Here is a 12,085-nt window from a genome sequence, read left to right as displayed (position 1 = left end):
AGACCTCTTTCTATTCAAGGACTGTCAATTTACTATATATTTGCAATTTTACATAACGAATTAAATATTGTAAATAAGTTACAATAATTTTTGAATTAAAAAGCTTTACCTCAAATTGAAGCAAAGCTTGTATTATTGTTATTTCTCTTAGTGAATATCTTTCTTTTTAAAATTGCCTCCACGTACCTCTGCAATATCTCCGAATGCCAGGAATGCCTTTTCATCCAATTCCTCTACAATCGTTTTTAATTTGGCTTCCTCCAAACGGTTGATAATGCAAAATATCACTTGTTTTTCATCTTCTGTAAAAGCACCTTCACCATTTAAGTATGTAACGCCGCGACCTAATCTAGCTAAAATGGCATCGCCAATTTCCTTATAATTATCACTGATAATCCATACTGATTTTGATTGATCAAGACCCTGAACTACCACATCTATTGTTTTGGTGGCAATAATATATGCGATAATAGAATACATAGAACGATTCCAATCAAAAACAAAGCCTGCTATTCCCAAAATGAACACATTCAAAAACATTATGATTTCTCCAACTGAGAATGGGAGCTTCTTGTTAACCAGAATAGCAAGTATTTCTGTTCCATCCATTGCTCCCCCAAATCGAATGACAATCCCTACACCAGTACCTATTACTATACCACCAAAGATTGTCGCTAATAGAATATCCTGTGTAAAGGCAGGAACAGGAGTAAATAATGCGGTAAAAAACGATAAGACGATGATACCAAATAACGTAGATAATGCGAAGGTTTTACCAATTTGCTTACGACCGATAAATATAAACGGTAGATTTAATACAAAGATAAATACACCGAGTGGTATTCCAGTTAAATGTGCTAGCATAATAGAAATACCCGTAATTCCACCATCAATTACGCTATTTGGAACTAGGAAAATTTCTAACCCAATTGCAGCAATAATACCACCGATCAAAATGGCAATTCCACGTTGTAATACTTTTCTCTTCTTTAATCTCCTATGCTTATATTTTACAATTCCACTACTTGTCATGTAATTTTTTTCTCCCTCTATTTGATGTTAATTAAATTATAGCAAAAATGAAACAAACACAAAAAAAATAACCCCTCCAAGTGAGTAGGTATATGTGTAAATTTATATCAATATTCTTTTATCATGAAGGACATTTTGGACCTTTTTTCTTACAAAATGTCTTTCATTCCGCTTATGAAGGACATTTTGGCTCTTTTTTCTCTTAAAATGTCTTCATCCCGCTTATGAAGGACATTTCTCCCCTTTTTTCTTACAAAATGTCTTTCATCCCGCTTATGAAGGACATTTTGGCTCTTTTTTCTCTCAAAATGTCTTTCATCCCGCTTATGAAGGACATTTTGGTCCTTTTTTCTCTCAAAATGTCTTTCATTCCGCTTATGAAGGACATTTTGGCCCTTTTTTCTCTCAAAATGTCTTTCATCCCGCTTATGAAGGACATTTTGGCCTTTTTTTCTCTCAAAATGTCTTTCATTCCGCTTATGAAGGACATTTTGGTCCTTTTTTCTCTCAAAATGTCTTTCATCCCGCTTATGAAGGACATTTTGGCTCTTTTTTTTCTAAAAATGTCATTCATTCCGCTTATGAAGGACATTTTGGCCCTTTTTTCTCTCAAAATGTCTTTCATCCCGCTTATGAAGGACATTTTTGTCCTTTTTTCTCTCAAAATGTCTTTCATTCCGCTTATGAAGGACATTTTGGCCCTTTTTTCTCTCAAAATGTCTTTCATTCCGCTTGTGAAGGACATTTTAGCCCTTTTTTTTCTAAAAATGTCTTTCATCCCGCTTATGAAGGACATTTTTGTCCTTTTTTCTCTCAAAATGTCTTTCATCCCGCTTATGAAGGACATTTTGGCTCTTTTTTCTCTCAAAATGTCTTTCATCCCGCTTATGAAAGACATTTTGGCCTTTTTTTCTCTCAAAATGTCTTTCATTCCGTTTATGAAGGACATTTTTGTCCTTTTTTCTCTCCAAATGTCTTTCATCCCGCTTATGAAGGACATTTTGGCTCTTTTTTCTCTCCAAATGTCTTTCATCCCGCTTATGAAGGACATTTTGGCTCTTTTTTCTCTCCAAATGTCTTTCATCCCGCTTATGAAAGACATTTTGGACTTTATTTCTCTCAAAATGTCTTTCATCCAGCTTATGAAGGACATTTCTCCCCTTTTTTCTCTTAAAATGTCTTTCATCCCGCTTATGAAGGACATTTCTCCCCTTTTTCTCTTAAAATGTCTTTCATTCCGCTTATGAAGGACATTTCTGCTCTTTTTATTCTAAAAACGTCCTTCATCGGGCTTTTATAAAAAAATATCCCATCCAATTAAAATACTGACGTTACTGGTTCATTGCCATTTAAAACTTCTAATATATTTTTCGCTGCTAATTCAGCCATTGCATTTCTGGCTTCGATTGTTGCATTACCGATATGTGGGGTAAGTACAACATTTTGCATTTGCTTTAATTCTTCCGTAATGGACGGTTCAAATTCAAAAACATCTAAAGCTGCACCTGCAATCGTTCCATTTTGCAGAGCTTTAACAAGATCACTTTCATTGACGACTGCACCCCTCGCAACATTTACTAGAAAAGCTTCTTTCTTCATCTTAGTTAATTGGCTTTCAGTAATAAGATGGTGTGTTGAGGGATTATAAGGGCTATGTATAGAAACAATATCGGATTGGTGTAAAAGCTCATCTAATGTAACAAATGAAGCACCGTAAGCATCTTCTATCGCTTTATCCTTTCGTCTAGGACCTGTATAGATAATTTGCATTCCAAAAGCCTTTGCTCTTTTTGCAACAGCTTGTCCAATGTTACCTAGACCAATGATTCCTAAAGTCTTATGTGTCAACTCTTTACCTAAAAAGAACAATGGTGCCCAGCCAGAGAATCCTTTTGTCCTACAAAGCTGATCACCTTCTGGAATTCTTCGTGTTAAAGCTAAAATAATTCCCAAAGTCAATTCAGCAGTAGCTTCTGTTGAAACACCCGGTGTATTGGTAACAAAAATATTGTTTTCCTTCGCATATTGGACATCAATATTGTTAAAGCCTGCCCCAAAGTTGGCAACGATTTTCAGATTCCTTGCTGTTTCCAAGACATTTCTAGTAACAGGAGTTGATAATGGACAAAGCAATGCATCCACATCAGCAATTTTCTCTCCTAATTCTGCTTCTGAAATGAGTTCTTCTCCGCGATAAATTTCAACCTCATGCTCTTTTAATAAGTCATACCCGATTTGGGGTATTTTCCCTGATATGAATATTTTTCCCATTTTTTCACCCTACTCTCATTAAAAAACCGCAAAAAAATCTGCGGTTTTTTACCCTTATCATAGCGCTTTCATCAAATCCAGGCAATGAATTAGACTTATTTAAAACTTTTTTACCTTAATCGGGCTTACCATAAGGATGGCAAGAGCTATGGTAATCCATGTATTTGTATAAAGAAATACCTCCATACCTGCAATAATTAGACCAGCTAAAGTAATAGGAATTCCAATAAAATGTCCAACTGTTGGCTTAGCGCTAAATCGTGCAAGTCTCAAGGCTCCCAACGTTGGAAACAGAATAAAGGCCAGTTGCGAAAAAATGGTATGTGGTGTAATGGTATGGAAGATTAAAGCTGGTGCAACCCCAAAGCTTACTACATCTGCTAATGAATCTAGCTCTACTCCGAATTCACTGTTGACCTTTAACTTTCTGGCAATCCTTCCATCAAATAAATCTAAAAACGCTGCCAAAAAAATAACTAGAGCGGCTTCGCTAGTGAGCCCTTCCATATTTAACGTAATTGCACTAACACCGCATATTAAATTACCGATCGTAAATAAATTTGGAAGTGATCTTGTTATTAGTTGCAGCAAAACAGTTCCACCTTTCGAATATTTAAGCCTTCCCTCCTATTGTTGTATGAAAATCAAGAATGTATTCATTTACTCTTTTCGCAATGGGGTTTTCTCCCATGTAATTTCTTTAGGATTGAAGAAGCTTTCATTCAACAGGATTATCGTATTTATCTAAATAAATTCCCACTAATTCAGCAACAATATAAAAGAAGTTATATATTTTCTAAGGTGGTCTATACTTTTGAAACAGAAAAGTTCTTTTTTTTTAAGCGAAAAATTCATCTTCATTTTTAAAATGGCTCTGGGCTCCGGAATTGCTTGGCAAATTTCCGTTTGGGCCGGTTCAAGGTATCCATATTTATCAGCTATCTCCGTTATCATTTGCCTTCAGGCGACTATAAATAAATCCATCCATTTTGGAATATCAAGAATGATTGGTACTGTATTTGGTATTATCGTTACAATATTATTGTCAGCGGAGTTACCTTTAAAAGGGTGGACCATTGCCATTGTTTTGCTTATTTGTGCGGGAGTAGCACTTATGTTTGGGGCAAATATGACTTCCATTCATCAAATAGCTCTTTCGACGCTTCTCATTCTTGTATTTGCGCCTCATTTGCACGGATACGGGCTATCTCGATTAATCGATACGGCCATTGGCATCATAGTGACTTTATTAATTCATGCATATATTGTGCCGCCTAATTTTACTACCTCTGCAATGGATTCAATAAATCAATTAAAAGCTCAGCTTATTACAAAGCTAGAGAGCCTTGCGGTATGGATAGAGAACGGAGCATCCAATCAAAATTTTTTTAAAGAGGACATGAACCAAAATGTTATGAAATGCTTTCAAGACACGGCCCAACAAATAAATAAAGCGGAAAACAGCCTACGTTATCATCCGTATTCAAAGAAAAGCAAAAAAATATTATTGGAGGGCAGCAGAAAGTTTTCCATATTAAGAAAGGAATTTTATATTTTAGAGTCTTTCTATGATACCATCCAACTTTGGAACTCCTCTCAGCCATTAACTAGTCAAGAAAGGGAATATTGGGCAGATTGTTTTCGCAAATTAGCAGATTGTTTAATAAGCTTTCAACCAATGGAAAAGATTTCTTTAAACGGAAAGAGTAATTTTACTTACCATGACCTACTAACCATCGAAGTAAATCGATTCTTGACTAACTTGGAATCATTCTAATAGGAGACTAAGACAAAATGAAATGGATAATCACAATAGTATCTATTATTTGTATATTTCTCGCTTCCATCATAAACAAGTATTCTAACATCCTATCTGATATACTGCTTGGTTTAGGATTATTAGGTCTTGTTTGCGTTCTATACCAAGTATTTTTTATTCGAAGAGACAAGAGAATATTATAAAAAGCTTAAGGAACTGCATCCTTAAGCTTTTATTGGACTATTTAGAAGAGACCACTTTATTTTTAAATTGTTCATAGCTGTTTTGCAACTCTTGAAGTCTTCGTTTTCCATCTTCACGGTTACGGACATTTTCCTCCTCGATGGCACGCGTTTCCTCTAATCCCTTCATAATAATGGACCATGTTTCTTCAATTGTTTCAATTTTAATACTGGAGCTTCCTGCCAAACGGGCAATCTCTGCTGACTGGGCAGAAACGTTTTGAGCATTTCTAATCAGCATTTCATTCGTTCTACGATCGAGCTCGCTCATGGAATCCGCTACTAATTTTTGGCGCTTCGCTGCAATAGCATTGATTAAGCTTGTTTTGAAAATTGGTATGGTAGTGACAAAAGCGGAATTAATTTTCCCGATAAGCTTCGTATTTCCTCTTTGTAAAAGTCTGATTTGCGGTGCTGATTGAAAGGCAACCTGCTTTGCCATTTCCAAGTCATAAGCACGCTGTTCTAATAGTTCTAATGCATTACGAACAGTATCGAGCTCCATTTGTGCTAGTTGATCCATGTTTGCCACACGGTTTTCTAATTGTGGAAGGACATTATTTTTGATATTCTCAATTTTCAATTCTGCCGCAACAATGTATTTTTCCAGTTCTAAATAATAATTAAAGTTCTGCTCGTATAATTGTTCTAATGTTATAGTGGAATTTTTCATTTCTGTTTCATATTTTTTGATTTCCACATAAACTTTATCAATTTCACTGCCCATTGTTTGATACTTGGCCATGATTTTTTCGATGAATTTCTTCCCTTTACCGAACATTTTGGAGAATAGACCCTTATCCTCCACAAAATCCTTACTGTCAAACTTGTCCATAATTTTGCCTAACTGCTTTAATAAGGCACTTGATTCTTCCATACTGTTGGATTTTATCGAATTAAGAACACGTCCAGAAAATGCAGATATTTCATTTGCCGGTTCCTTACCAAATTCAAGCAGGGCAAGCTGATCTTTTGTATCAATGCTTTGTGCCAATTGTACAACTTCGTTATCATTACGAAGCTGAAGCTTTAAATCATTCGCATTCTGTAGGACTTCTTCTTTTTTTTCAAGATTGAGTGTTTGTAATTCATTCACATTAACTGACATCGTCATTTCCCCTTTTTCTAAAATAATTTATGGATAAATTTTTTAATGATAGTTCCTGGCTTATTTCGGTGTTTCTCAAAATCCTCTTCAAAACTAATTTCCTCTAACCAATGGGCATCAAACAGATTCGAGTCTATAAAAAGCTCGATATCATTTTGTCCTGTCGGATTATATAAAACAATATCAATGCCTAGTTCATTTAATAATAAAAGCAAGGCTGCATCGCTTCTAGATAAATCTCCGCTATTGCCATTATTATAGATAACGAGCCTTGGAACAGTTTGGGAATAGTCATATTGCTGAAGTAATTTCGTTATCGATTCAGGTAGCTCCATTACAGCAGCAAACATATACAATCTTAGTTGTTCCTCTGTTTCATGCTCCAATTTCGTGAGGGATGCTTTATCAACATATCTTGAAATCGCAGAGGCAATTCCAAGCTGCAACCCTTCCGGCATTTGCCTGTATCGCCACCAGTTTCCTTTCACCATTTTCATAGGATCCAGCTTTCCATCGGTCAAAGCATTTTGATAATGGTATAGCTGATTCCCCTTAACGGGCTTTGTAATAGGAAAACGGGTATATATACTCGTTAACTCATAATCTGTCAATTCATGAATTCTGCTCCAATATTCCTTTTGATTCGTTGATACGCCAAATATTTTTGCGAAAATACTTGGAATATAGACTGTATCCTTTTTGACTTCAAAGCTTGGACGAATAAAAGCTTTTTCTCTCATTATTAAAAAAATCTCATCATAGGTAGTCTTTAATGTAATGGATTGCGGCTTATACGAACGAAATTGCCACGGTCTATACAATAAAGAATTATCAGAATGAAGTACTTTTTCCATTTCTTCCGATGCCTTTTTCGCAACCGTTGATTTTCGAACAGGTTTCTCTTCTGGAAAAGGCATTAGTATTTTTGTCGTCGGGTATGTAAAAACAGGAATGGAATCATCTTTAAACTCTGTCAAAATATCCTTTCCTTCCGGGTGAAACAGCAAAACATCAAAGCCTAGCAAAAACAAAAAATATAGAAAATAACTTTGACTTTTACTTGCATCCCCATACCATAGCACTCTCGGGACTTCCTCCCGTAAATCCATATCTTCTAACCAAAGAGAGATGTGATTCCAAGACCATTTAACCGTGTCCACTATAATTCTGCGAAAATCAGGATGCAATAAATCGGGATGATTCTTTTGAAATACCTGCAGCAGCTGAATATAGCTAGACCTATAATGTCTATACCATTCTCCTTTTTCCTTTAACGGAAGTAGTCGCTCCCCTTCCATAAAAGCGACAAATCTGTTTATTGATAGCCCTTTTTCATCATGGTGAATGTTCATGATTTTTTGGATTGCTTGGAAAACATCATTGGATATCGTTTTGTCTAATTCTTTATCTAAGTGATGAATTGGAAACGGTGAATCGTGGATAAATGTATAAAGAAATTCAAGATATTCATCCTCGTCCATAGGAGTACCCAAAAATTTCCCAGATACCTGTACATATTGTAATTGATCATCTTCATTACTATATTGACCTCTTTGGGATAAAGGTGCCGCTAATAATCGCTGCCAATCCTGTTGATCGAGGTCAGCCATAATCGGTTGAATATTCACAGCGGTTCCATTCCTTTCAAAAATATCCTAGTTAAAATATAAATACGAATTTATTTACAAAATCATGGATGTATAATACTTTTCATTTTATTGCATACTAATAAGAATATAGACTAATATGGAGGTCTATGGAAATGTTTAAATACAAAATCAACGAGAAAATCACGGAAGAAACGAAAGACTTGGTAAATGAGATGTTTCAGTTTAGAATCGTATTATTTTTTGAGTTTATTGGATTTGCATTATTATTTTCCTTTATTACAGAAACACTAATTAGTCCAAAGCCTAACTTCTTATTTGTATTTATCCCATTTCTCCTTCTTGTCATTTTTCTTTATTGGATTACCAAATGCTTTAAAGTAAGGAAATAAATCAATCCCTATATCTTAAGCGGTTTTATTATTCCACAACAGGAGTAGGACATCTCTGGAAATTCTTCAATAGGTATCTTCTTCTCATTCGCTAGATGCATAATATGAATGATATTTTCATCCATTCTATTGCGAACAAGTATTTTCCAAGGTACTCTTCTTAATAAAACTCTTGTCGTTTCTCCTACTCCAGGTTTAATTAAGTTTATATCATTGATTTCAAATTTCTCCTTTATGAGCTGTACTTCCTTTAAACCTTTCCAACTCAATTCCGTTTCAATGGACATCTGAAATACATCTTCATCATTTTCTAAAATAAATGGAAATTGCTGAGAAATTTCATCAATGAATAAGTTCGAAACATCTTGTTCCTTAAAACTTTTGTAAAATTTTGCACCATGAAAATCACTTTCTGATATTAATTCATCATTTAATACAGTACGACTGATTAAACCGGAAACCGTTGCATTTAAGCATGCATTAGGAACAAGAAAGTCCTCTCGTGTGCCGTAGATATTCGCACAATAACCAGGATCGGATAACACTGCAAGTGAATTAGAAATATTTGAACCATCAGCTTGATTAATTCTGTGAATAGAGGAATCTAATTCACGTTTAATGGCACCCTTTCCGGTCCAGCCATCAATAAATTGGAATTGATAATCAGGATAATTCTGTCTTAAAAATCGGATTGCATTTTCGTCCAAACCACGTCCTCTAATAATCGAAATACTATAGTGAGGTAGGGACACGTGATATTTCAAATATATATACCTTTTCACTAATATTCCGATTGGTGTACCCGCACGTGCTAACGAAACTAAAAGTGTCTTCTTTCCTTCTTGGCTGAAAATGTGTTCCGCAATAATTTGAACTGTCTTCGCAATCTTGTTTTTATTTAATTTTAATGCTTTAAAAAATAAAGATTTATATTCAACAGTTGGTTCCAATTCTAGCGGTAGCATTTCTGAATAATGCTTACCGGATTGAATAAGTTCCTCCTTGTCCATTATAGAAGTCTCATAGATTTCATTGCTTATATCCTTAAGTAGAAAAATTACATCATCATTAGAGTAGCTTCCAAAAGGATTAGTATGAACCATTATCATAGGATACTATCATCCTCTCTTAGTACTTAAAGTAACTACAAAAACAGATGGAATTAGTTGTACCAATTGATTTAGCAGAGGTGCGACCGCATCTTCCTCATACTCCCTTTCAAAAAAGACAAAAGCCTCATGATACATATTGGGCTCTATTTGATATAAATAATTTTGAATCATTCTATCTGCAGGACTAGGAAATGTGTATTTACTTTGTATCAAATAATCCTTGTCATTGCAGGAAAAAATTGGACTCCTTGTTGTCGATTGAAAAAAAACTTCATTACCCATTTGTGCTGCTATTTTCATTGGTATATACATCAGTTCCCCATCACCAATACATAGTGTCTTTCCACCTTGCCGAAATGGTAATAACTGTTGTGCTACCTTTCGAATAAATCGTTCACACTTATTTCTCTCCGCGCTATCTATTCCAAACCTTCCCGTTTGCCATAAATAATTGGATCCGGATGAAAGATGATGATAATATGGCGATGTTTGGTTTGGAATCGAAGCTAAATCAATATACACTATTCTTCCTAATGGATTATTCGATTGGTATAAAGTCAGTTGTTCATCCAAAATATTATCTGCTTCATGATAATCTATCCTACCACTAAATAGTGATACTACCTCAATTGCTATTCCTAATTCCCTTTCCATTTGACGGAATTGCTGTATATAGTTTTCATTTCTCCAATCCAGCAGGGTTAGGACTGTGTAGCTTTTCCGTGGAAACCTGTTATGAATAGATTGAATAATATTTAAGACTGTCTTGCCGGTTGTAAGCTCATCGTCAATAAAAACAATGGGATATGAATTATCTAAATGGTTGTGATCGACATAACAATAATGGGAAGATGCATGGGAATGCTCCTCTTCAAAATGAATGACGGAAGATTTATTATCCAGTCTTTCTCTTGTAGTGTGAAAGTAAAAGGCATTTTGAAAATTTTCAAATACAGCATGACCTAGGGCAGTAGCCGTTTCTGCAAATCCTATAAAAATAGTTTTATTCTTAAGATGGAAAGTCTTCCAATCAAGTGCATCGGTATTTTTTATTATGGATTCCATAAACGCATGAAGTTTCATCTCGAGCTGATCATCCTGAATATGTAAAACTTCCTTCATATATTTGCTGGCTAACAAGGCACTGGCAAGTAATGGTGTTGATGGATGAACCGGAAGATGTTTTCCAAGCACCCTACTAACAAATAAAAACGCACGTTTCTTATTTATTCTTGCAGCCATATCAAATATATACTGCGGAGGAATTTGATAATCATTTTCTGTTATTTTTACTTTAATCTTTACTTTATTTTGTATTTTATATATGTACTCGGTCATGAAGTCCGAGGAGATGGATAAAGCTTTGCTGCTCATGAAGCACCCCATATACTTTTGATTTTAATATGATTTTGTTAGCCCAACGATAATGGGGCTTCACTTCATTCATCTTGTTATGAAACGTACTTGGAATGACGCCATTGTTCGTATCGGCATTTTCTATAATGGACAGTGCATCCATGTATTCTTCATGTGTAACAACATGGAATGCCTGTACAAACTGTATATGTGACGGATGAATGATTGTTTTCCCTATAATTCCATTCATTTTATCTAAATATAGCTCTTGAATGAACGCCTTATTTATTTGATTATTTAGAATGGTTGGGAACTCTATCTTTTTATCACTTTGAAATAAATTGGATTCTCCTAAAGGTATTCCAGTGTGGAAATGCTCCCAAACAGCACCAGAAATTATATACTCCCGATCTCCCCTTCCGAAAACATTTAAAATATCAGAAATGCAATCACGTATAACTACAGTGTCATATATGGTTGTATTACTATCCCTTCTAATTCCAAAAAGACCCGAAAAATCAGTAGCACCAATACGAATATTTAAAATAAATTCATAATATTGGTCGAGTAGATTCTTAATAGAGAGTAATGCTTCCATTCGAGTTTCTTTATAGATTACTTCTTGTGTTTCTAATATTGGTAAAGCATACAGGCTTAGGTTATAAGCCTTATTTACCCTATAAATTTGTTCTAGAAATTCTTTGCCATTCGTAGCATTAAACTTTGGCAGAACAAAACCGCTTAATAAAGTTGAGGCAGATCCAAGGTCATCGATAATCTTTTGAATTTGGAAAGGATTTCTTACCCTTATGAAAATAAGCGGAAGATTGCTTTCTAAAAATTCCTGACTGCATATGGATTGGTAAATCCTTTGTAATTGTATAACACAATTCATCTCAGCCTTTATAACTTCATGATCACTAATAGAATCTTCTAAACAAATCACCATTGAGGTAAGACCAGCGTATTTTCCGTTTAAAAATTTACCGCTTAGGATATCATTAGATATTTGAGTTCTAGTGCCAGGCATATAAAGTGTACCGCCAAGTGCATAAGCCAATATTTCCTTTGGTGATGCTGCCGACCAAGTACCAGGCGAGACTTGAAATATGGAGTTGTACTGGTCATCCGATAGGAATTGAAAATGTCTCATTACCAAAGTCTCCTATTCTACTAATATCCTAAAAGGTAATAAAAAGGGATAAA

Annotated in this window: 11 protein-coding genes; 2 read left to right on the top strand and 9 right to left on the bottom strand. The window is 34.9% G+C overall.

The window, feature by feature from the left end; translation table 11 throughout:
* Positions 1–147: 147 nt before the first annotated feature.
* The 4 genes from KHA87_RS05170 to pssA form a co-directional block, all read right to left on the bottom strand.
* Positions 148–1,032 carry a YitT family protein gene (locus tag KHA87_RS05170; protein ID WP_213093031.1) on the bottom strand — a complete coding sequence of 295 codons (885 nt, stop codon included), beginning with the start codon at positions 1,030–1,032 and terminating at the stop codon, positions 148–150.
* Between the two features lie 250 nt (positions 1,033–1,282).
* A complete protein-coding gene (locus KHA87_RS05165; protein ID WP_213093030.1) occupies positions 1,283–2,236 on the bottom strand; it encodes a hypothetical protein in 954 nt (317 codons plus the stop codon).
* Between the two features lie 113 nt (positions 2,237–2,349).
* On the bottom strand, positions 2,350–3,303 hold the full coding sequence (locus KHA87_RS05160; RefSeq protein WP_213093029.1) for a 2-hydroxyacid dehydrogenase family protein: 954 nt from the start codon (positions 3,301–3,303) through the stop codon (positions 2,350–2,352).
* Positions 3,304–3,402: 99 nt separating this feature from the next.
* Entirely contained in the window at positions 3,403–3,894 is a 492-nt protein-coding gene (pssA, locus tag KHA87_RS05155; RefSeq protein ID WP_213093028.1) for a CDP-diacylglycerol--serine O-phosphatidyltransferase, read from the bottom strand.
* 223 nt (positions 3,895–4,117) lie between these two features.
* Here pssA and KHA87_RS05150 point away from each other — a divergent pair, with 223 nt between their 5' ends.
* Positions 4,118–5,080 carry an FUSC family protein gene (locus KHA87_RS05150; RefSeq protein ID WP_213093027.1) on the top strand — a complete coding sequence of 321 codons (963 nt, stop codon included), beginning with the start codon at positions 4,118–4,120 and terminating at the stop codon, positions 5,078–5,080.
* Between the two features lie 222 nt (positions 5,081–5,302).
* Here KHA87_RS05150 and KHA87_RS05145 read toward each other — a convergent pair whose 3' ends face one another.
* Together KHA87_RS05145 and KHA87_RS05140 are read right to left on the bottom strand one after the other, a co-directional pair.
* On the bottom strand, positions 5,303–6,412 hold the full coding sequence (locus tag KHA87_RS05145) for a toxic anion resistance protein (RefSeq protein ID WP_213093026.1): 1,110 nt from the start codon (positions 6,410–6,412) through the stop codon (positions 5,303–5,305).
* Between the two features lie 17 nt (positions 6,413–6,429).
* Positions 6,430–8,040 carry a YceG family protein gene (locus KHA87_RS05140; protein ID WP_213093025.1) on the bottom strand — a complete coding sequence of 537 codons (1,611 nt, stop codon included), beginning with the start codon at positions 8,038–8,040 and terminating at the stop codon, positions 6,430–6,432.
* Between the two features lie 134 nt (positions 8,041–8,174).
* Between KHA87_RS05140 and KHA87_RS05135 the strand changes: the two genes are divergently transcribed.
* Positions 8,175–8,411, top strand: a complete 237-nt coding sequence (locus tag KHA87_RS05135; RefSeq protein WP_213093024.1) for a hypothetical protein — start codon at positions 8,175–8,177, stop codon at positions 8,409–8,411.
* 8 nt (positions 8,412–8,419) lie between these two features.
* Here KHA87_RS05135 and KHA87_RS05130 read toward each other — a convergent pair whose 3' ends face one another.
* From KHA87_RS05130 to KHA87_RS05120, 3 genes are read right to left on the bottom strand one after another with little or no spacing between them, the layout of a single operon-like run.
* A complete protein-coding gene (locus tag KHA87_RS05130) occupies positions 8,420–9,514 on the bottom strand; it encodes a cysteine protease StiP family protein (protein ID WP_481748350.1) in 1,095 nt (364 codons plus the stop codon).
* A gap of 15 nt (positions 9,515–9,529) precedes the next feature.
* The gene (locus KHA87_RS05125; protein WP_213093022.1) at positions 9,530–10,897 is read right to left on the bottom strand and encodes a phosphoribosyltransferase family protein; all 1,368 of its coding nucleotides are present in this window, start codon (positions 10,895–10,897) and stop codon (positions 9,530–9,532) included.
* Positions 10,842–12,032 (bottom strand): HpcH/HpaI aldolase/citrate lyase family protein, encoded by a 1,191-nt coding sequence (locus KHA87_RS05120; RefSeq protein ID WP_213093021.1) that lies wholly within the window; start codon positions 12,030–12,032, stop codon positions 10,842–10,844. Before KHA87_RS05120 ends, KHA87_RS05125 begins: the two co-directional genes overlap by 56 nt.
* Between the last annotated feature and the right edge of the window lie 53 nt (positions 12,033–12,085).

The organism is Bacillus sp. FJAT-49736, from assembly GCF_018343615.1.
Classification (GTDB): Bacteria; Bacillota; Bacilli; order Bacillales; family Bacillaceae_C; genus Margalitia.
Note: the sequence above shows the minus strand (reverse complement) of the source record. Positions and strands in the feature narration are given on the sequence as shown.